Annotated in this window: 22 protein-coding genes; 13 read left to right on the top strand and 9 right to left on the bottom strand. The window is 56.5% G+C overall.

Going from position 1 to position 20,557, the window contains the following annotated elements; all coding sequences use genetic code 11:
- Positions 1-212 precede the first annotated feature (212 nt).
- On the bottom strand, positions 213-1,880 hold the full coding sequence (locus EQG79_RS16470; protein WP_129602649.1) for a ribulokinase: 1,668 nt from the start codon (positions 1,878-1,880) through the stop codon (positions 213-215).
- 47 nt (positions 1,881-1,927) lie between these two features.
- Positions 1,928-2,638, bottom strand: coding sequence for an NUDIX hydrolase (locus EQG79_RS16465; RefSeq protein ID WP_077923331.1), 711 nt, complete (start codon positions 2,636-2,638; stop codon positions 1,928-1,930).
- A gap of 210 nt (positions 2,639-2,848) precedes the next feature.
- Between EQG79_RS16465 and EQG79_RS31330 the strand changes: the two genes are divergently transcribed.
- Both EQG79_RS31330 and EQG79_RS16455 read left to right on the top strand, forming a co-directional pair.
- On the top strand, positions 2,849-2,953 hold the full coding sequence (locus EQG79_RS31330) for a glycoside hydrolase family 97 C-terminal domain-containing protein (protein WP_240699373.1): 105 nt from the start codon (positions 2,849-2,851) through the stop codon (positions 2,951-2,953).
- A 515-nt stretch (positions 2,954-3,468) separates the two neighbouring features.
- Positions 3,469-4,443 carry a DUF6794 domain-containing protein gene (locus tag EQG79_RS16455; RefSeq protein WP_206445594.1) on the top strand — a complete coding sequence of 325 codons (975 nt, stop codon included), beginning with the start codon at positions 3,469-3,471 and terminating at the stop codon, positions 4,441-4,443.
- Positions 4,444-4,751: 308 nt separating this feature from the next.
- On the opposite strand, the gene EQG79_RS16450 is transcribed toward EQG79_RS16455, so the two are convergent.
- The 4 genes from EQG79_RS16450 to EQG79_RS16435 all read right to left on the bottom strand — a co-directional run bounded on the left by EQG79_RS16450 (position 4,752) and on the right by EQG79_RS16435 (position 7,242).
- Complete coding sequence (locus EQG79_RS16450; RefSeq protein WP_165358916.1) at positions 4,752-5,489, bottom strand: class I SAM-dependent methyltransferase; 738 nt, start codon at positions 5,487-5,489, stop codon at positions 4,752-4,754.
- 95 nt (positions 5,490-5,584) lie between these two features.
- Positions 5,585-6,001, bottom strand: a complete 417-nt coding sequence (locus tag EQG79_RS16445) for a group III truncated hemoglobin (protein WP_129602643.1) — start codon at positions 5,999-6,001, stop codon at positions 5,585-5,587.
- A 23-nt stretch (positions 6,002-6,024) separates the two neighbouring features.
- The gene (locus tag EQG79_RS16440) at positions 6,025-6,774 is read right to left on the bottom strand and encodes an acyl-CoA desaturase (protein ID WP_077923345.1); all 750 of its coding nucleotides are present in this window, start codon (positions 6,772-6,774) and stop codon (positions 6,025-6,027) included.
- A 60-nt stretch (positions 6,775-6,834) separates the two neighbouring features.
- The gene (locus tag EQG79_RS16435; RefSeq protein WP_129602641.1) at positions 6,835-7,242 is read right to left on the bottom strand and encodes a hypothetical protein; all 408 of its coding nucleotides are present in this window, start codon (positions 7,240-7,242) and stop codon (positions 6,835-6,837) included.
- A 274-nt stretch (positions 7,243-7,516) separates the two neighbouring features.
- On the opposite strand from EQG79_RS16435, the gene EQG79_RS16430 reads away from it, so the two are divergent.
- Positions 7,517-7,921, top strand: a complete 405-nt coding sequence (locus EQG79_RS16430; RefSeq protein WP_129602639.1) for a hypothetical protein — start codon at positions 7,517-7,519, stop codon at positions 7,919-7,921.
- A gap of 771 nt (positions 7,922-8,692) precedes the next feature.
- Here the strand turns inward: EQG79_RS16430 and EQG79_RS16425 are convergent.
- On the bottom strand, positions 8,693-9,196 hold the full coding sequence (locus EQG79_RS16425) for a GNAT family N-acetyltransferase (RefSeq protein ID WP_129602637.1): 504 nt from the start codon (positions 9,194-9,196) through the stop codon (positions 8,693-8,695).
- 218 nt (positions 9,197-9,414) lie between these two features.
- Between EQG79_RS16425 and ccoS the strand changes: the two genes are divergently transcribed.
- The 7 genes from ccoS (at position 9,415) to EQG79_RS16395 (ending at position 15,828) form a co-directional block, all read left to right on the top strand.
- Complete coding sequence (ccoS, locus tag EQG79_RS31325) at positions 9,415-9,666, top strand: cbb3-type cytochrome oxidase assembly protein CcoS (protein WP_236648880.1); 252 nt, start codon at positions 9,415-9,417, stop codon at positions 9,664-9,666.
- The gene (gene ccoN / locus EQG79_RS16415) at positions 9,663-11,888 is read left to right on the top strand and encodes a cytochrome-c oxidase, cbb3-type subunit I (RefSeq protein WP_129602634.1); all 2,226 of its coding nucleotides are present in this window, start codon (positions 9,663-9,665) and stop codon (positions 11,886-11,888) included. The genes ccoS and ccoN overlap by 4 nt, the downstream gene beginning before the upstream one ends.
- Before the next feature lie 117 nt (positions 11,889-12,005).
- The gene (locus tag EQG79_RS31040; protein WP_165358915.1) at positions 12,006-12,176 is read left to right on the top strand and encodes a hypothetical protein; all 171 of its coding nucleotides are present in this window, start codon (positions 12,006-12,008) and stop codon (positions 12,174-12,176) included.
- Between the two features lie 13 nt (positions 12,177-12,189).
- On the top strand, positions 12,190-13,026 hold the full coding sequence (locus EQG79_RS16410) for a cbb3-type cytochrome c oxidase N-terminal domain-containing protein (protein WP_129602632.1): 837 nt from the start codon (positions 12,190-12,192) through the stop codon (positions 13,024-13,026).
- A gap of 83 nt (positions 13,027-13,109) precedes the next feature.
- Complete coding sequence (ccoG, locus tag EQG79_RS16405) at positions 13,110-14,594, top strand: cytochrome c oxidase accessory protein CcoG (protein WP_129602630.1); 1,485 nt, start codon at positions 13,110-13,112, stop codon at positions 14,592-14,594.
- A 107-nt stretch (positions 14,595-14,701) separates the two neighbouring features.
- Positions 14,702-15,124 (top strand): FixH family protein, encoded by a 423-nt coding sequence (locus EQG79_RS16400; protein ID WP_129602628.1) that lies wholly within the window; start codon positions 14,702-14,704, stop codon positions 15,122-15,124.
- Positions 15,124-15,828, top strand: coding sequence for a sulfite exporter TauE/SafE family protein (locus EQG79_RS16395; RefSeq protein WP_129602626.1), 705 nt, complete (start codon positions 15,124-15,126; stop codon positions 15,826-15,828). The genes EQG79_RS16400 and EQG79_RS16395 overlap by 1 nt, the downstream gene beginning before the upstream one ends.
- A 57-nt stretch (positions 15,829-15,885) precedes the next feature.
- On the opposite strand, the gene EQG79_RS16390 is transcribed toward EQG79_RS16395, so the two are convergent.
- Positions 15,886-16,212 carry a thioredoxin domain-containing protein gene (locus tag EQG79_RS16390; RefSeq protein ID WP_129602624.1) on the bottom strand — a complete coding sequence of 109 codons (327 nt, stop codon included), beginning with the start codon at positions 16,210-16,212 and terminating at the stop codon, positions 15,886-15,888.
- 182 nt (positions 16,213-16,394) lie between these two features.
- Between EQG79_RS16390 and EQG79_RS16385 the strand changes: the two genes are divergently transcribed.
- From EQG79_RS16385 to EQG79_RS16375, 3 genes are all read left to right on the top strand, one after another.
- Positions 16,395-18,011, top strand: a complete 1,617-nt coding sequence (locus EQG79_RS16385) for a sensor histidine kinase (RefSeq protein ID WP_077923315.1) — start codon at positions 16,395-16,397, stop codon at positions 18,009-18,011.
- Positions 17,989-19,059: a response regulator gene (locus EQG79_RS16380; RefSeq protein ID WP_077923314.1), complete on the top strand. Its 1,071-nt coding sequence runs from the start codon at positions 17,989-17,991 to the stop codon at positions 19,057-19,059. Before EQG79_RS16385 ends, EQG79_RS16380 begins: the two co-directional genes overlap by 23 nt.
- 106 nt (positions 19,060-19,165) lie before the next feature.
- Entirely contained in the window at positions 19,166-19,591 is a 426-nt protein-coding gene (locus EQG79_RS16375; protein WP_077923313.1) for a hypothetical protein, read from the top strand.
- 13 nt (positions 19,592-19,604) lie between these two features.
- Here EQG79_RS16375 and EQG79_RS16370 read toward each other — a convergent pair whose 3' ends face one another.
- Positions 19,605-20,516, bottom strand: coding sequence for a sugar phosphate isomerase/epimerase family protein (locus EQG79_RS16370; protein WP_129602622.1), 912 nt, complete (start codon positions 20,514-20,516; stop codon positions 19,605-19,607).
- Between the last annotated feature and the right edge of the window lie 41 nt (positions 20,517-20,557).

The following is a 20,557-nucleotide window of genomic DNA, read 5'->3' as shown; positions in this document are numbered from 1 at the left end:
TATGAACGTTGTACTGATTTTGAATGATGAATGATGAATGTTGCAGTGGCTTCGCCGACCACGATGTAGAGACGCAACCCTTTGCGTCTCCTGTCCGGATGGTTTAGGGTGTAGAGACGCAAAGGGTTGCGTCTCTACACCCTAAACCATCCGAACTACGGTATCGACCGCTCAGCCCGCGATGAAACCGCCTTGTCCGGCCGGAAAGCTACTTATACGGCGCTGGCAGCCAGGGGTTGGCGGGCTGGGGGGCCTTCGACAAAACCGCCCAGTTTCAGGTATTTCTGGTAGAGCGTTTCGTAGAGAGCTACCCGGTCGGGTCGGGGCTGGTACTGGGCGTCGAAGCCCGATCCCATTGCCTGCTGCGCCGATTCCAGTGACGGATGAACGCCCGCAGCTACCGACGCGCACATGGCCGCCCCCAGCGCACAGGCCTGGTCAGACTGGGCTACCTGAATGGGCTGGTTTAGCACATCGGCCAGGGTCTGCATCACGAAGGGCGACTTCTTGGCGACCCCCCCAATGGCAATCACTTTGCGGATCGGAACCCCTTCCTGAATAAACCGATCGACGATGCTGCGCGATCCGAAAGCCGTTGCTTCGACCAGGGCTTTGAACACCCGAGCCGCATCGGTACCGAGGTTGAGGCCGGTGATCGCGCCCTTGAGCGTATGGTTGGCGTCGGGGGTCCGGCGTCCGTTTACCCAGTCGAGCGCAATCAGGTCATTTTCCGTAACGGGTAGCCGCGACGCCTGCTCAGACAGGTGCGGAATGAGCTGGCGGTTCAGGGTGTCGGCGGCTTCGGGGCCGAGCAGGTCGCGCACGGGGCCGGTCAGCAGACGCGCAAACCAGGCGTAGACATCGCCGAAGGCCGACTGACCGGCTTCCATCCCCAGCATGCCGGGAGCCACCGACCCATCGACCTGACCGCAGATACCGCGGATGAGCCGATGCCCGATTTCTTCGTTGGGCGCCATCAGAATGTCGCAGGTAGAGGTGCCCATGATGCGGACGAAGGCATAGGGCTCAATTTCGGCCCCGACCGCGCCCATGTGCGCATCGAAAGCACCGACGCCCACGACTACCCCGGCCGGCAGCCCCAGCTTCTGGGCCCAGTCGGGCGAGAGCGTACCCATCGGCTGATCGGCGGTATAGGTCTGGGTAAAGAGCCGGTCGCGCAGACCAGCCAGCAGCGGGTCGAGCTGCGTCAGAAACTCGTCGGAGGGCAGGCCGCTGAACTCGTCGTGCCAGAGCGCTTTATGGCCGGCCGCGCAGCGTGACCGCCGTAGCGTCAGCGGGTTCGTCTGGCCGGTCAGCGTTGCCGATATCCAGTCGCAGTGCTCGACCCACGAGAACGCATGCTGCCGGACGGCCTCGTCGACGCGCAGGGTGCGCAGGATCTTGGCCCAGAACCACTCCGACGAGTAAATACCCCCAACGTACTTGGTGTAGTCGGTATCCCAGTGGTGGGCCAGCTGATTGATTTCGTCGGCTTCGCGGTTGGCCGTGTGGTCTTTCCAGAGAATGAACATGCCGTTCGGGTTCTCGGCAAAGTCGGGCCGCAGCGCCAGCGGGAGTCCGGTTTCATCGACGGCAACGGGGGTCGAGCCGGTCGTATCGATCGAGATGCCGGCTACCTGCTGCCGCACGTCGGCGGGGGCGTTGGCCAGCGCGCCCGTAATGGTTGCTTCGAGCCCTTCGAGGTAATCGAGCGGGTGTTGCCGAAACTGCGACTGCTCAGGGTTGCAGTAGAGCCCCTGTTTCCAGCGGGCGTATTCGTGTACGTGTGTCCCTACGGTTTCGCCGGTGTGGGCGTTGACCAGCAGGGCCCGTACGGAGTCGGTGCCAAAATCGACACCCAGGACATATTGATTTTTCATAGCAGGCTGATAGTCGGGCCAGGAAAGAGTGGATGCGTGAAGGTTAGTTAGCCGCCTGATAATTCGGCCAGTTCGGGTAGAAAGGTGTAGTAGCCGTCGAGGTATTTCCGATAGCGGTCGCTGTTGAGGGTGTAGAGCTGCCCCTTTTTGGTGACGGAGTTGGTATCTTTTTCGCCGGTACTCAGCAGCAGGTCGGTAGCCATAATTTTGCGGCTGAAGTTGCGCCGGTCCAGCTGGGTGCCGTAGATGGCTTCGTAGAGCTTCTGCAGCTGCGGTACGGTGAACTTGCTGGGCAGCAGCTCGAAGCCTATCGGGTGCAGCGCGGCTTTGTAACGCAGCCGTTGCAGCGCCACGGTAACCATCTGGTCGTGATCGAAAATAAGCGTGGGCTTACTGTCCAGACTGATCCAGGACGCGTTGTGTGCTTGAATGGCCGCTACGTCCTGATCGGCAATGTTGACCAGCGAGTAATACACCACCGAAATCGTACGCTCAACCGGGTCGCGGTATACGGTGCCGAACGTCTGTAGCTGCTCCAGGTAGTTGTTTCGCAGGCCCGTCAGGTTGTACAGAATCCGGCCGGCGGCTTCTTCGAGGTCTTCACCCTCGTTCAGGAATCCGCCCATCAGCGACCATTTTCCGTATTCAGGCTCGAAATTTCGCTTGATCAGCAGCAACTTCAGCGACTCACCGTCGAAACCGAAGATGATACAGTCCAGCGCGACCAGAATGCGGGTGTTGTGTTGATAAACGGCCATGATGGGATACCTACAAGAACGTGTGTTTTTGACACAATTCTAGGTTGGTAAAAGCAATTCTCCAACTAGTTCTACCATTTTTTATACATTCGCGTAGTTGCGAACCCTAATCGCCGAAACGAACGCTTTACGCGCCGACAGGTCATCTGGTCGAATCAGCAGCAGGCAAAGTGGCCCGGAAAGGGCTAAATACGCGTCCGACACGGCCGCTTGACGCTGTCTTTCCTCGAACCCGGCCAAACCGACGAAGCCGTAATCTACCGCGACGCGGCCAATGCCGACTGGAAAACCAAGCCCGAAACCTATGTCATTTAGAAGAGACCTGTTACGGATAAAATGAAACTGACGCTTCATCTGGCGAAAGGGGGCGGGTGCGCTATACATCTTGTACGAAAGTAAAAGTTGTTCAGGACAACCTTTAAAGAAACCATCACCCTGAAATGATAGCTCATCTATCAGTAACGTGCATGTATTGTCAGAGCATGTTGGGAATTTTATTTAGTATTATGCTAGTTGGCTTCCTCTACGACTTACAAAGCACTATGAAGACGGGTTTGATTAAAAGAGCTTTGGTATAAACAGGGTTATAATTCTATTACTTTCGCTTATTAACAGTTGACGTATAAGCAGTTGGTTATCAATAGCTAATAAATTAAAACACGCTCTAGCCAGTCAGTGTTGCAACAAAAAACACGCCAAAACTTTCTCATATTTAAGATTTAGTGGTAATTTAAAATGGAAAGAGACTGGAGAGACTTTATCACCAATGCTTTCACGTTAGGTGCAATTATATGAGACTATTATTATTAATAATATTGACATTTTTATTCTTGATTGTTCAAGTTTCATTTGGACAGAGAAAAACACCTAAAGATTTTGCTGATGCAATAACTATTTTGCAAACGGACTGCCCAGACAGTTTAAAACTAATCATAAAAAAAACGGCAAACGATAGCTTGATTAAATTATGCTACCCTTGGAGCGGAGACTATAAAACAGTATTTGAATGGACTAGCATTGATAACAAAAAATCAAAGATAAAAAAATATCTTATTGATAAAGGAATTTCATCAAATCAACACCAAAATGCCGTTATTCTCATCGCTTTTAAGAAGACGTTATTAGGAGAAGGTTTTGATGAGGATAAAATACTTCTGCCATATCAAATTATAGAAAATAAATGGGCGAAGGAGGATAAGGTCCGTTTAACAACAGATAGCTTGAGGGGTGTATATATTCCCAAAGACCTTGAAGACTGTTTTAAGCAGATAGATACTTTCTGGAGCGATTCGACAGAAACAAAGATTAAGCAATCGACGGAAGATGAATTTTCAGGTGGTGCACATATGGGCTTCGGGATGTGGATGCGGAATAATTGGCAACTTTGGGGTGGTTCAAGACTTTCAAAATACTTTAACGAGAAGGGCATATATCATCCAGATGATATGTCTGGTATTATACTTGATAGCTATCATAGACATCTGACAGGCAAAGAAATAAATCTGCAACAACAAATTGACTACTACAGCGCATATTGGAAAGTTAATAAAGAGCCGTCAGAGGATATTTACCCAAAAGGCGAAAAGAAATTAGAGTTTAATACAAAACAAGTTTATAATTTAAAGCAAGGTAATATTCCAGCCTGTGTGCATATACAATCAAACTCAAAGACTGACAAAGTTTGGATTTATGATTATCATTTTGGTTGGAAACAACTTTCAGAAGAAGAATTGAGAAAATTAAAAACAACAACTTATGAAAATAGAGAAGATACTATAAAAAAAATATTTGAGAAACAAGAATAACTGTGCCTAACACGGGTTTTGCGTCAGGCGGGTTGACGCGCAAACTTGGAGCTTTGTACTACTATTAAACTTTAATAGTCAATTTAAATTTTCTGCTCCGAAACTCGCTCGAACACAAAGCTTGAAAACGTTATGCCCTTGCTAGGATGACCGTAATCAAAACGAAAACAAAAAATAGACATATGGTAAAGACTCCAGGTCCGAACATAGGCCCGTGAGCGGCAACCACCACTATCTCAAGGGCGAGTTATAGAGCGTCGGCCGGTATTGAAGCAGGCTAGATACGCGCTACTGTTTGCCTGTAGCCACTACAGCTTGCGGGCAGACAGGCCAATTACGGGCTGGCATTCAAGGAGGGGCGCCCAATAGCCCGCTCCGAACTCGTCGATACCCCCCGGCGATACGACCAGCGGGTGCCACTGAATGTCGGTCAGGCCAGCTTGCCGGAGGGCGGTTTCGTGGGTCGCTTTTTCAAGGTGGTAATTGGTAACGGCAATAGGTGATCCGTTGGGCTGATAGAAGCGATAGATGATCTCGGCTCCTTCGATATAGCTGCTGTTTTCGCGGGTGAACCCGTACGGAAACATCGTCTCGACGGTAGCCCGGTAATCGGGGTTGCTGTTGATGGTCACGAAGCGGCCGCCCGGTTTTAGATGGCGGGCTATTACGGTAGCCATCTGAACCAGCTCGTCGGCGGTGCGGGCGTAGTTGAGCAGGTAAGTCGCCGTAACCAGATCGAATGACTGACCGAGGTTCAGCGTGAGCGCATCCTGACAGATGTACACCAGGCCCAGTGGATTATGGGCTTCGGCCTCGTGGGCCAGTTGGATCATGCCGGCCGAAATATCGACCCCGGTTACCTGGGCTGCCCCTCTCAGTTTCAGCTGTCGGGTGTAAAAACCCTCTCCGCAGGCTAAATCAAGCACATTCAGGTCGGTCAGGTCGCCGGCCAGCTCGAAGAAGGTGTATGATTCGGCCTGCTTCCGCCAGGGGAGCATTTTTGAGGCCTGGTATTCTTTCGCAATGGTATCGTAGTTTGTCGCCACGGGTTGCCGGTGTTTAGGAAGGTATTGGGCTATAAATCAGCTCAATATACGTTCTAATCCTGCATGATCCGGTTCATGTGGCTTTTAGGGCGGTTTTAATCAGTCTCCAGCAGGCCCGCCGAGTAGAGCCGGCTTTGCATAACGGCCGCAATCGACTGAGCGCGCAGCAGCGCTTCGCGGGCGCGCTCGCCGGCAAAGCAGTCGGTCAGGGTTTGGGTGAAGAGGGCCAGCCACCGGTCGAAGTGGGCGGGGGTAATGGGGGTTTTACGCGCCAGATCGACGTGAGCGCGCATGGGGTTTCCCTGGTAGCTGCCATCGCCCCCGAGCAGCAGGTTAGTCCAGAAGGCGTTGATACGGGGCAGGTGGTCGGGCCAGTTGACGTGGGCTACGCCATCGAAAATATAACCCAGGTCGGGGTCCTGCCGCACGCGCTCGTAGAAACGATCCAGCAGATACGCGATGTCGGCTTTGGTGTCGATGTCGTGCAGTACGGGGGCTGTTGTGTCGGTCATAAGGGCAGGCGATAGAACCGGTACTACATATAGGCTTCGTCGCGGCCGAGCCGGAGTTTCAGCACGCCCACCCGGTCGAGGAGCCGGATAAGCGGATAGGCCGGGTCGAACTCGTGCCAGCGGAAGCCGCCGAAGTTAGGGCGCCCGCCAAACTTGTGGTGGTTGTTGTGGTACGATTCGCCCATCATCAGAAAATCGAACGGCAGCAGATTTTTGGCCGTATCGGCCAGTTCGAAATTGGTGTAGCCGTAGCGGTGGGCATACCAGTTGATAATAGCGCCATGGACCGGCCCCATCAGGAAATGAACCGGCAGCAGCAGAAATAACCAGGGGGAGGTCGCAAACTGAATGTAGAACAGGGTATAGGCCGTTCCCCAGGCAAGCCGCACGGGCCAACGATCGCCCAGCCGTTCCATCCATTCCCAGTTCGGTACTCCCTTTTTGAACCGGGCCGGAATCGAGTCGCGGTTGTTCAGGATGTCGTTGTAGAAAATCCGCGTTTTCCACATCATGTCGAACAGGTTTTTGGAATACTCCGGCGAGTGCGGATCGTGCTCGGTGTCGGCATGGGCGTGGTGCAGGCGGTGCATGATGCCGTACGCCCGCGGACTCAGGAACGACGACCCCTGTCCGATAAAGGTCAGCACGTAAAAGAATTTCTCCCAGCCGGGACTCATGGTAAACATCTGGTGGGCTGCGTACCGGTGCAGAAAAAACGTTTGCATCAGCACCGAGAGGTACCAGTGGCCCAGAAAAAACGCAAGAATAAGCATGTAGTACAAAATGGTATCGGCCGGGTGGGAGTACGCCATCACCACCGGACCGATCGGCGGTTAGATTAAGTTAAGCCGTACCAGCCCCGACAGGAACTGATAGCAGGTAGCGCGTACGGTATTGAATTCGTCGTTGAGGAGGGAAAAAGAAAGAGGAAGGGCTTCGTGACGACCAAACAGTTTCTCGTGGCAGATGGCCCCGCAGGTGCTGCTGGTACATAAATACATACTGCGAATCTGTCTGAACCGGCCTTTCAGCCGGAACAGCTGCCCGTAATAGCGGACGGCCCGGCTGTGTACCGACTGGTAGGCAGGCTGCTCCAGCAGGTCGGCCAGCAGGCCCAGCAGCCCGTCAATGTCCGCTTCGTTCATCGATAGCGCAGCGGTCCAGCGCTGATTTTCCTGACGGCAGGTCAACAAAGCCGCAATGGCTTCTTCCGACGAAGGTGGGGTGGGGGCAGCGTGCATGAAGAGCTGGTTTCAGATCAATTCTGGCTGTAAAACTCCGTTCCCCGCCCAGCCTTATCCCTGATGTACGTCAGCCCCCCGGATGAGTTTTGTTACGGCGCGGTTTCGATTGTCCGCACAAAACGTTCGTTTCTGAACAACGCCTGTCCGATTCCGTACAGCGTATTCACGAGTTTTTGGTGGTAATGTGTTGATAATCAATATATAAATTTTGTGGCACGTGGTTTGGCATATAAGAGGAGAACAGTAAACAACATACAAAACACATAAAGCCATGATCACCACAATCCTCCAAACCAGCGCCCTGATGGGCTTCAAGAATCTGATGGGCGGCCTCCTTATCGGCGCCACCACCTTACTCGGCAATCCGGAAAAACCGGCCAAACCATTGTCGTTCGATGCCAGCGTATACGTAACCAAGCAGGGTAAGATTAAACTGGCTATTCAGAAGGCGGCTCCCGGAACCGTATCCGTTGCGCTCCTCGACCAGAAGAACAACGTGCTGTTTGCGAACCGGGTCGCCAAAAAAGAGATGAAAGCCGCCCTGCTCTTCGACATGAGCGAGGTAGAAGATGGTTTGTATACGCTGGAAATAAGATCGGACGAAGGGGTTATTCAGAAGCAGGTCAACCTGGGCACCTCGAAGTCAGAACGCCTGGTTGCGGTTAACCTGCAGTGACTGATTGCGCCAGTTATCGCCCTCCTCATCATTGACTACTGGCTGTCTCCCGACTGCCATCCCCATTGGAACAATAGTTTATCGTAGGTTAAGATTAACGCCCGGAAAGGTTGGTTCGCACTGCGGCCAACCTTTTTTTATGCGTTGTTCTTCGTGGCCTCCCCCGTAGAGACGCGACCCTTCGCGTCTCCTGTCCGGATGGTTTACCGTCTTGTCGGGCTGGTATTGTTGCTGTCGCGAATGAGACGCGAGGGCGGTCCGCCGTTGCGCCGGGCCGCCGTTGCGGTCGCGTCTCTACGGGGGAGATGGTTTACCGTCTTGTTGGGTTGGTATTGTTGCGGTCACGTAGAGACGCGACCGCCCGGCGGACCGCCCTCGCGTCTCGTGCCCGGATGGTTTTATGGTCTTATCCGGATGGTTTACGGTCTTGTCGGTTTGGTATTGTTGCTGTCGCGAATGAGACGCGACGGATCGCGTCTCTACGGGGAGATGGTTTACCGTCTTGCCCGATTGGTATTGTTGCTGCTGCGTAGAGACGCGATCCTTCGCGTCTCGTGTCCGGATGGTTTTACGGTCTTATCGGGCTGGTATTGTTGCTGACGCGAATGAGACGCGAGGGCGGTCCGCCGTTGCGGTCGCGTCTCTACGGGGGAGATGGTTTACCGTCTTGTCGGGCTGGTATTGTTGCTGACGCGTAGAGACGCGATCCTTCGCGTCTCCTGTCCGGATGGTATTGTTGCTGACGCGAATGAGACGCGGGCTGGCGCGTCTCTACGGGGGAGATCCGATGCCTACGGTTGGGCTGCGTCGTTCCAGCAGGAGCACGTCGCGCCAGACGCCCTGCCGCTGGCCTAGTTTTTCGCGGTAGCCTACCGTACGGAAGCCCGCCCGGTGGTGCAGGGCAACGCTGGCCAGGTTCTCGGGGAAGATACCGGCCTGCAGCGTCCAGAACCCCTGGGCTTCGCTGTCGATAATGAGCTGCTCGAGTAGTTGGTGGCCAATGCCTTTGCCGCGTTCGCTGGCCCGGACGTACAGGCTTACTTCGGCAACACCGCCGTATACGCAACGGCCCGATACGCCCGAGAGCAGCGCGTAGCCGACCAGCGTGCCGTTCTGGTCTGCAACCAGCTGGGGAGCCGGCAGGTAGTGCTGGGCCATCTCATCGGGCGGGGGGGCTTTTGTCTCGAAGGTAGCGTGGCCAGTGTCGATGCCCTGCTGGTAGATGGCAGCCAGGGCGGGCCAGTCGGCGGGCTGAACGGGTCGGATGTGTAGCATAGTCGAAGAATCAAGAAAGCGGGTGAGGGGGCAGGCAGGCTTAAAGATAATGATTCTGCATCATATCGCAATATTGCGATAAGGGTAGGTGTGGCTGACTACCACCACGCCAGTTCCAAAACACTGCCAGCTGAATTTAATCAGTCGGGCATCTGACGAATCTCATCGTTGACCCGGTCAGCGACACTCACTTTTGTGACTGTCAAACGCCAATGGGTATGTCAGTCCTCTTCTTTATGATCGGAATTAGTCTGTTGATGGCCCTGGGGTTTCTGGGTGCTTTTATCTGGTCGATGCGTACCGGACAGCAGGACGATCTGTATACACCGTCTATGCGGATGCTGCTCGACGACGACGCCCTGCCCGACCAGCCGGCCGCGTCGGGTACCAAAAGCCCGCTACCCGCTGCGCCCCTGACACCCAGCCCTACCTGTCGGATTACCTCTAAAATCACCGTTACTGCCGTATGAACGCTACGACGAACCAACCCCCTCTGATCATCTCTCCCGATAGGTCGGCTATTGGGCAGCCCCCGCCGGGGGAGCTCCGCCCAGGACAGCCGCCTGTGGCCGAGCGATTTACCTACGACAATGCCATTGTCCGCAACTTTGCCGTGGCCACCATTATCTGGGGGGTTATCGGTATGCTGGTGGGCGTCATCGTGGCTACGCAGCTGTTTGCGCCGGCTGCCAACCTGGGTAACCAGTATACTACCTTCGGGCGTATCCGGCCGCTGCATACCAACGCCGTCATTTTCGCCTTTGTCGGCAATGCCATTTTCATGGGCGTTTACTACTCCCTGCAACGGCTCTGCAAAGCGCGCATGTTTTCTGACCTGCTCAGCAAGCTTCACTTCTGGGGCTGGCAGCTGATTATTCTGTCGGCGGTGGCAACGCTGCCCCTCGGTATTACGACCTCCAAGGAATACGCCGAACTCGAATGGCCCATCGATATTGCCATCACCCTGATCTGGGTAGTGTTTGGGATCAACATGTTCGGCACCATCATCAAACGGCGCGAGCGGCACCTCTACGTAGCCATCTGGTTCTACATCGCCACCTTCGTAACCATTGCCGTGCTGCACATCGTGAACTCGATGGAGATACCCGTCACGTTCCTGAAAAGTTACTCGCTCTACGCCGGTGTGCAGGATGCGCTGGTGCAGTGGTGGTACGGGCATAACGCGGTAGCGTTCTTCCTGACGACGCCGTATCTGGGTATGATGTACTACTTCCTGCCCAAGATGGCCAACCGACCCGTGTACTCGTACAAACTGTCGATTCTGCACTTCTGGGCCCTGATTTTCATTTACATCTGGGCCGGTCCGCACCACCTGCTGTACAGCTCGCTGCCCGACTGGGCCCAGTCGCTGGGCGTCGTGTTCTCCATTATGCTCATAGCACCGTCGTGGGGCGGTATGATCAACGGGCTGCTGACCCTGCGCGGGGCCTGGGACAAGGTGCGCGAAGATGCCATCCTGAAGTTCATGGTTGTCGGGCTGACCGCCTACGGTATGGCCACCTTCGAAGGCCCGATGCTGTCGCTCAAGAACGTCAACGCGATTGCGCACTTTACCGACTGGATCGTGGCCCACGTACACGTTGGGGCACTGGGCTGGAACGGCTTCCTGACGTTCGCCATGCTCTACTGGCTCATCCCGCGTATGTACCACACCCCCCTGCACTCGAAGCGGCTGCTCAACCTCCACTTCTGGATCGGCACGCTCGGTATCCTGTTCTATGCGGTGCCTATGTACATCTCGGGGTTCACCCAGGGTATGATGTGGAAAGAGTTTACGCCGGAGAGTACGCTGCGGTACAGCAACTTCCTCGAAACAACGCTGCAGCTGCTGCCCATGCACCGGATGCGCGCCATCGGCGGAACGTTCTACCTGGCCGGGGCGATCATCATGGCCTACAACCTTTTCAAAACCATGGCTGCCGGTACCCTTACCGCCAACGAACCCGCCGAAGCCATGGCGCTGCCCAAAGCCTATACGCCAACGGGTGGCGATACTTTCTGGCACCGCTCGCTGGAGCGCAAGCCGTTCCCGCTGCTGGTTGGATCGCTGGTGGTAATCCTGATCGGATCGCTGATCGAGCTGATTCCGACCTTCATGGTCGAGAGCAACGTACCTACCATTGTGGCCGTACAACCCTATACGGCGCTCGAGGTAGAAGGGCGCGATCTGTACATCCGCGAAGGGTGCGTCGGTTGCCACAGTCAGCTGGTTCGTCCTTTCCGCTCCGAAACCGAGCGCTACGGCGAGTACTCCAAAGCGGGCGAGTTCGTATATGACCACCCGTTCCTCTGGGGCAGCAAACGAACCGGGCCTGACCTCCACCGCGAAGGCAGCAAATACCCCGACTCCTGGCATTACCACCACATGCGCGACCCGGAATCGATGTCGCCGGGGTCTATCATGCCGCCCTACCCCTGGCTGCTCGAACAAAAGCTGAACGTGGCCAGTACCTCGGCCAAACTCAAAGCCCTGCAAAGCGTAGGCGTACCCTATGACGACGTAACCGTTCGCTACGCGGACGAAGACCTTAAGAAACAGGCCGCCGAGGTCAGCAGCCGACTCGCCAAAGACGGCATCAAGGTACCCGCCGACCGCGAAATAATAGCCCTCATTGCCTACCTGCAACGCCTGGGCACCGACATCAAAAAAGCAGAAACCGCTGTAAAATGAGTGATGAGCGATGAATGATGAGCGATGAGCGTCGCCGTGGTCCGCGTCCCGGTGTGGCCACGGACCACCCATTCATCGCTCATCATTCCTCACTCATCACTAAAAAAACCGACTGCCATGTTCAAGCAATTCATTGACAAGATTCCCGGGGCCGACGTTTACATGGTCGCTTCGTTTCTGACCTTCTTCGTCTTTTTCGTGCTGGTGGGGCTGTATCTGTGGCGGGTCGACAAAGGCCATATGGGACAGATGAGCCGCCTGCCGTTCGATGATTCTCCCACCGATTAACCGACTGTATTCCATGAACCTGCATTCTATTTTACTGGCTGCCGATCCGGGAAAATCCATCTGGAGCCTCCAGACCGGCGAAGAGCTTGTACTGCTCATCGTGGTCATTTTGCTGCTGACCGGTATGGTTATCGTCGGCGTGGTGGCTTTGTATCTGCTGCTGACACTGCGGAAGATGGTAACGCCACCGGTCGCCACCCAGCCCAGCGATACGCGTACGCTCTGGCAGCGCTTCACCGGCCTGCACGCACTCAGTCAGGAGAAAGACCTGATGATGGACCATGCCTATGACGATATCCACGAACTCGACAATCCCACTCCGCCCTGGTTCATGGGCCTGTTCTACGGCACAATCGCCTTCGGGGTCGTGTACCTGCTCATCTTCCACGTTATCGGCACCGGTGATCTGCAAACGGCCGAGTATACGCAGGAAGTAGCCCTGGCCGACCGGCAACGCGACGCCTACATCAAAAAAGTAGCGGGCTCGATCAACGAAAATACGGTGGCCGTAGTCAGTGATGCCAAATCGCTCGATGCGGGCAAGGCGGTATTCATGCAAAGCTGCGTAGCCTGCCACGGGCAGCAGGGGCAGGGGGGCGTTGGGCCTAACCTCACCGACGAGTACTGGCTGCACGGCGGCTCCGTAAAGGCTATTTTCCATACCATCAACGAAGGCGTGCCCGAGAAAGGAATGATGTCCTGGAAGAAGCAGCTCAACCCGCTACAGGTGCAGCAGGTAGCCAGTTTTATCTTGTCCCTGCAGGGTACCAAACCGGCGGGCGCTAAAGAACCACAGGGCGATAAAGAAGCTCCGGCTGCCGCCCCCGCCGATAAACTGGCAACCCGCTAAAATGAAACCGCCCCCGCCGAGGCCGATACGAGAACCGTCTTCATCAGCGCCGGTCAGTAATCCGTAATTCAGCCGCTCCTCCCATGATAACTCAACAAGCCCCCGTCGACGATTATTTCCGGTCCCATCTGCCCAATCAGTACGAACAGGGCGGACGGAAGTGGCTCTACCCCCGCGCTACGTCGGGGCGCTATACGCGCTGGCGTACGGCGGTAGCGGTTGTGCTGCTGGTGGCTTTGCTGGCGGGGCCGTTTGTCTGGGTCGATGGGCATCCGTTGTTTCTGTTCAACATACTCGAACGGCGGTTTATCTTCTTCGGGGTGACGTTCTGGCCGCAGGATTTCTACCTGGTAGCCATCGGACTGATCACTTTCGTTGTCTTCGTGACGCTTTTTACGGTCGTATATGGCCGGGTGTTCTGCGGCTGGGCCTGCCCGCAGACCATTTTTATGGAGATGGTGTTCCGCCGGATCGAAAGCTGGATCGAGGGTGATTTCAAGGCCCGCCAGCGGCTCGACGCCGGTCCCTGGACGACCGAAAAAATCCTGAAAAAGGCCGCCAAGCATGCCGTGTTTTTCCTGATTTCGTTCGTCATCGGCAATACGTTTCTGGCCTACATCATCGGCCGCGACCAGTGGATGACCCTGATTACCGACAGGCCTTCTCAACACCTGGCCGGCCTGACCGCCATGCTCGTTTTTACGGGGGTGTTTTATGCCGTGTTTGCCTACCTGCGCGAAATTGTCTGTACAACTATTTGCCCATACGGCCGCCTTCAAAGTGTGCTGCTCGATAAACACTCCCTCGTGGTGGCCTACGACTATGTTCGGGGCGAACCGCGCGGCAAGAAAGAACGGAAGCAGATCACACGGGATACGGGGTCTGGGGGAGGGCGTCTGGAGCAGCCTGTGGTAGCCGCCCACGCTTCTGCTCCGCGCCCCCTGCCCCAGACCCCCAAAGGCGATTGTGTCGACTGCAAGCTGTGCGTACAGGTATGCCCGACGGGTATCGACATCCGGAATGGTACGCAGATGGAATGTATCAACTGCACCGCCTGTATGGATGCCTGCGACGAGGTGATGCACCGGATCGACCGGCCGCAGGGCCTGATTCGGATGGATTCGCTGACGGGCATCGAAACCCGCGAGCCGTTTCGGTTTACGACGCGTATCAAAGCCTATACAGGTGTGCTGCTGGCCTTGCTGGCGGTGCTGGGCGGTCTGCTCGGCACTCGTCCGGCCCTCGATACAACGGTCTTGCGGGCGCCGGGGCAACTGTTTCAGCGCGAGGCAAACGGGAAAATTGCTAACCTGTATTCGGTAGAGGTGATCAACAAAACCTACCAGCCGATGCCCGTACGGTTTCGGTTGAGCCATCCGGCGGCCCGGCTGCGGTTCGTACAGCCCCTGGCAGAAGTGAAACCCGGCGAGCTAACCAAAACCATGTTTTTTATCACCCTGCCCGAAACCGCCATTCGGCAAAGCAACACACCCCTGACAATCGACATCCTGTCGGGCAACACCCTCATCGACCAGGTCGAAACCAACTTCCTGGGACCAGAACAGTGAATCTTTCATTGAGTGATTGAGTGAATAGACAGGCACGGCGCCGACATACACTCAATCGCCAACTCGCTCAATCACTCAATGAAACATTCACTCAATCAATGATCAATATGAACTGGGGAAAAGCTATTGTACTTGTTTTTATTGTGTTTGCCGGCTTCATCGGCACGATGGTATTTCGGATGAGTCGTCAGCGTATCGATCTGGTGCGCGACGATTACTATCAGGACGAAATCGCCTATCAGCAACATATCGACCGCCTGGCGCGCACGGCTCATCTCAAACAGGGCCCTGTGTTGCAGATCGATCCGGCTCGGCAACAGCTCGACCTCCGGCTGCCATCGGGCTGGACGCAGGGCCAGCTGACGTTTTACCGCCCGGCCGACCGGGCGCAGGACCGGACCATTACGCTCAGCCCCGGCCAGCAGACCATCTCTACGGCAGACCTGGGCAGCGGGCGCTGGCGGGCTCAGGTCAGCTGGTCGGCCGGCGGACAGACTTTTTACCACGAACAGTCCTTTACCAAACCCTGATGGCTATCACCTGGATACTGGCGGCCCTGACAACGGGCCTGGTAGGAAGCCTCCACTGCGTCGGTATGTGTGGACCACTGGCTATGGCGCTGCCCGTTGGTCGGTTGCCCGTAGCCCGCCGGGGGCTGGGTATCGGTCTCTATCATCTGGCGCGGGTAAGCGCCTATGCTGGTATCGGGCTTGTAGTCGGGAGTGTCGGGCAGGGCTTGTTGCTGCTGAATTTGCAACGGCCTGTGTCTATCGGGGCCGGGCTGTTTCTGGTGGTCTGGACAATGGCGGCCCGGGGTAAATTCGGCAGCCTGTCGGGTCGACTGCCATCCCGATGGCTGGTTGGCTCCATGGCGCGCTTCCTGCACGAGCCGTCGCTGCGGGCGTTTGCGGCCCTGGGTTTGCTGAACGGCCTGCTGCCGTGCGGATTTGTATATGTAGCGCTGGCGGGGGCTGTTGTCACCGGCAACGTAGGGCAGGGGGCACTTTACATGATCCTGTTCGGGGCCGGTACGGTACCGGCTCTGCTGGCTGTTCGGTCCATTCCGGCGTTGTTTCCGGTTGGGCTGCGTCAGCGCTTTGTCCGGGTCATACCGCTGACCACGCTCGCGCTGGGCGTTTTGCTGGTTGTGCGCGGGGTCTACGTTGCCCCACCCGCCAGCCCCGATCAGCCGCCTATTCCGCTTTGTCACGGGAAAACGACACCGGCGAAATAAGGTCTCGACCGGATGCCCGGTCAGCGCAGCGAAAGCAGCACCGGTCCGGGTGCGTTCTCAGAACGAGTTTACTTTTTGGAGCAGACCGGGCAGGGCGGCCAGCACATCGGTTGAGCCGACGCCCTCTTTCCGCCAGTATTCGATGCCGCGCTGCACGAGAACGAAAGCGGGGAGCTGATGCAGGTTGAAACTTTTAACGACCTCCGGATGCAGCGACTCGTCTACTTTTAAAATCCGTATGGTGCTGGGCAGCAGTTGCTGAAGCCGGGCCGTGAGCAACATCCGTTCCTGGTACATCTCCGGCGAGCTGGCCGTCGGTAAAAAACACAGCAACACCGCTGTGCTGGCCGGAATAAGAAGGGGAGAAGTGCGGTTCGCTTCCATACAGGTACGGGCATTGTTCGGGCCAGCGCGCAGCCAAAAAAATTTATGTAAAAATGGTATTGTTACCAGCAGGTAGGTATGACGACTATCAGAATAGAAGTTGATTTTTGCTGGAGCAGCGGCTGTCCATAAAGTAAAAAAGACAATACCAGCCGTTATGCTACAAACCAGCCCGTTGTCTCATGCTAACATCCAGCGGTAATCCGGCCCTTACAGAGTTACTTTTCGAGCAAAGTGATGATTTCATTGGCCTCTATGATGTCGATCTCGGGCGGTTCGTTCAGGTGAATACGGCCGGTATCCAGCTGCTCGGATTTGAGACAAAAGAAGCGTTTCTGAATGATCCCGTCTGGTCACGCTCGCTGCGGGCCAATCAGCTCAGCGAGTCCGAACGAACCCGCCTGATTGAGCGTATCACGCGGGAAGGGTTCTATGACGAAGTGACCGAACTGCGACGGGCCAACGGAGAGTTGTTCCTGGGTCGGCTAAAAGTTACGTCGTTCAACAACGAAGGGCACCTGTTTGTGATGGTACGGATGCTGGATCAGGAACGGCTGCACCGGGCCGAGCGTGAACTCAAACAAAGTGTGCTGCGCTACGAAGCGGTGTTCACCAATGCCACCATCGGCATTATCGTCTCCAACCAGCAGGGCCGGATCGTATCGCTGAACCAGATGGCCGGCCAGCTGTTCGGCTACGAGGGCGACGAGCTAACCGGGCAGTCGATCGATATGCTGGTCCCGATGGATGTCGAGAAATATCACGAGCGGCTTCGGCAGTCGTTCGTTGCCAATCCGCAGGTGCGCGCCATGGGCCACAACCGCGACCTCCACGCCCGCCGGAAAGACGGGTCGGTGTTTCCGGTCGAGGTCAGCCTGAGCTACTTCCGGCTCGACGACCAGCTACACGTAGTGGCCTATATTATCGATATCACGTTCAAGAAAGAAGCCGAGCGGGAGCTGCTGGCGGGTCGGGACCGGATCGAGCGGCTCAATGCCGAACTGGAGCAGAAAGTGGCCGACCGTACGCACGCGCTGCTCAACACCCTCGAACAGCTCGAGCAGTCGAAAAACGAGCTGGCCGTGGCGCTGGCGGCCGAACGGGAGCTGGGCGAACTCAAATCGCGCTTTGTTTCCATGGCATCGCACGAGTTCAGAACGCCCCTTACCACGGTGCTGACGTCGGCTACGCTGATCGAAAAATACCCCGGTGGCGATCAGCAGGACAAGCGGCAGAAACACCTGTCGCGGATTCGGGCGTCGGTCAACCACCTGAACGATATTCTGGAAGAGTTTCTGTCGGTCGGGCGGCTCGAAGAAGGCAAGATCGAGGCCAACCCCGCTGCGGTCGATCTGCCGGAACTGGTGGCCGACGTGGTGGCCGACATGCAGGGCATGCTAAAAACCGGCCAAACGGTGCAGCTGGCGCTGGGTAACCTGGGCCGGGTCTGGCTCGACCCCTCGTTGCTGCGCAAGGTGATGGTCAACCTGCTGTCTAACGCCATCAAATACTCCGGGCCCGACTCGGTCGTAATCGTTACGGGGGGGCAGGCCGATAACCAGATTACCCTGACGGTCGAGGATCAGGGCGTTGGCATTTCTGCCGATGATCAGGAGCATCTGTTCGAGCGCTTCTTTCGGGCCAAAAACGTAACTAATGTGCCCGGTACCGGGCTGGGGCTGCATATCGTAGCCAAATATATTGAGCTGATGGGCGGTACCGTTGCCCTCAGCAGTGAACTGGGTCAGGGAACCACTATTACCTTAACGCTGCCGTATGAAAACCATTCTGCTAATTGAAGATAACGACGCCATCCGCGAAAATACCGCCGAAATACTGGAGCTGACCGGCTATCGGGTACTGACTGCCGAGAACGGGAAAGTGGGCGTCGAAAAAGCGCTCGAGACCCGGCCCGATCTGGTCATCTGCGATATCATGATGCCCGTGCTGGATGGGTACGGGGTGCTGCATATTTTTAACAAAAACCCGCAGCTGGCCAGTGTACCGTTTATTTTTCTGACGGCAAAAACCGAACGGACCGATTTTCGGAAAGGCATGGAACTGGGCGCTGATGACTACCTGACCAAACCTTTCGATGAGTCTGAGCTTCTCAGCGCCATTGAAGGGCGGCTGAACCGATTCCGACACGTGGGACCACCGCCGGGTCAGCCCGCCACCGCCGACGATCTGAACGAGTTTATCAATGAGGCCCGGCAGGTAGCCGACCTGAAAAGCCTCCCGGCCGACCGTAAGGTGCATACGGTCCGTAAGAAACAGTATATCTACACCGAAGGCGACGAACCGACGCGGCTGTACTTCGTGCAGTCGGGTAAGGTCAAAACCGTACGAACGAACGCCGACGGTAAGGAGCTGATCACCGGACTCTACGGTCCGGGCGACTTTTTCGGATACCTGCCGCTGCTCGAAATGACCGAATACACCGACTCGGCCGTAACGCTCGATGACTCGGAACTGATTTATATTCCGAAGGAAGATTTTACCCAGCTGCTGACGGCCAACGTGGAGGTAGGCCAGCAGTTTATCCGCCTGCTGGCGGGGCGGGTGAGCGAGCGCGAAACCCAGTTGCTCGGTATGGCTTACAGCTCGCTGCGTCGGCGGGTGGCCGATGCGCTGCTGCGGCTCCACGACCAGCATCCCGGCGAACTGATTCAGCTCTCGCGCGATGATCTGGCGTCGGTGGTGGGTACGGCTACCGAGTCGCTGATCCGTACGCTGAGCGAGTTCAGGCAGGATGGCCTGATCGAGCAGACAACAGTAACCGGCGGATCGGCCACGACGGGCATTCGGGTGCTGCAACCCGACAAGCTGCGCCGGGCCAACTGGTGATCAGCGCTGCAGCTGACCAGAGTCAGCCGACCAGCTGACAGGACTCATCAGCGCTGATGGGCCGGAAACGTAGGTTTGTCTGACCATCTGTACGTCGTTCCGGTTTATGAAAAAAGCGCTCTTCATTACCAACTGCTCGGTCGATTCGGCCCTGGCCCTCCGCAACTGGGCGGTCGAAAACAAGCAGGAATCCATTGCCCTGACGGTAGTGCATCCGTACGATCTGGAATCGTGGGAGCTGAACAAACAAGCGATCAAAGAGGCTAAGCAACGGGCGCAGTATCAGCTGGGCAGCTGGCTGGAACTGCTGGCGCGGCTCGACGGTCCCGACGGCTGGCCCGGCACCCTGCAGACCGAAACCCTGATGGCCTCGCCCCGGCTGGCGGCTACCATTCATCTGCTGCTGCGCACCTACGATTACGTAGTTGTCGAAGATCCCTGGAATCAGACGCCCCTGGTATCGGCCGAACTCCTGCGTCGGTCGGGGGCGCAGCTATGCCCGCTTGCCGAGTCGGCTGGCGTACTCCGGTAACGGAGGGCTGGCGCTAGAAATACGCTTTCATGGCTTTCGGGTACTGCGGAATCACCTGCTCCGGATCGGCAATGTCGGGGTGCCACAGCTTTTCCCATTCGAAACTATAGAACCCCTGATAGCCCCCGGCCCGAAGTGCGCCGATGGCTTCGCGCAGCGGAGCCACCCCCTGCCCAACCGCTACATAATGATGGGCCGCCCCCTCGATCCGGGCGTCTTTGATGTGTACATGCCGGATAAACCGGTTTAGTTGCTGGTACACGGCCACAGGCGTTTCGTGCGCATCGACCCACATGTTGAACACATCCCAGATCAGTCCCACGTTCGGATGCTCGGCCGCGGTCATGATCTTAAGCAGCCAATCACTTTTGGTCAGTTCGCCGTGCGACTCGAGCAGCACCGTGACGGCGCGCTCTTTGGCATACCCGCCCAGTTCGAGCAGACCCTGACTGATGAGGTCGAGCGTTTTGGCGCGGTCCTGGTCGGGCGGTAGCTGGTCGGGAAAAACCCGAACGAAGGGGCAGTCGAGTTGCCGGGCCAGATCGATAAACCGCCGGGCTTCGTCGAGGTGTTTGGCTCGTTTGGTGGGGTCGGCATGGTGGAGCTGGGTCGATGCGCCCAGGTTACAGATCCGAACGCCCTGGCTGGCAAAGCGGTTTCTGGCGTCGGCCGCGCGTTCGGCCGTGCTGAAGTCCGGACTTTTGGTCAGGTCCAGCTCGCCCATGAGCCCCCGAAACTCGACGCCCTGATAGCTCCCGTCGACGGCGGTTTTCAGGATGGTAGCCAGCGGCCATTTCGGGCAGCCCAGCGTTGAAAATGAAAACCGGGGGGCAGCCGCGCTAATCCCGAAAGCCGGTGTCATCAGGGCCGTGGTCAGACTGGCCAGGGTCGTTTTCAGCGCCGACCGGCGGGTTATCGTGCGCATCGGAGTGGGAGAGTAGAGGGTGAAAACAGCGGATGAAATAG

It is taken from the genome of Spirosoma sordidisoli (genome assembly GCF_004138325.1).
Taxonomy (GTDB): Bacteria; Bacteroidota; Bacteroidia; order Cytophagales; family Spirosomataceae; genus Spirosoma; species Spirosoma sordidisoli.
This window is presented reverse-complemented; position numbering and strand designations above follow the sequence as displayed.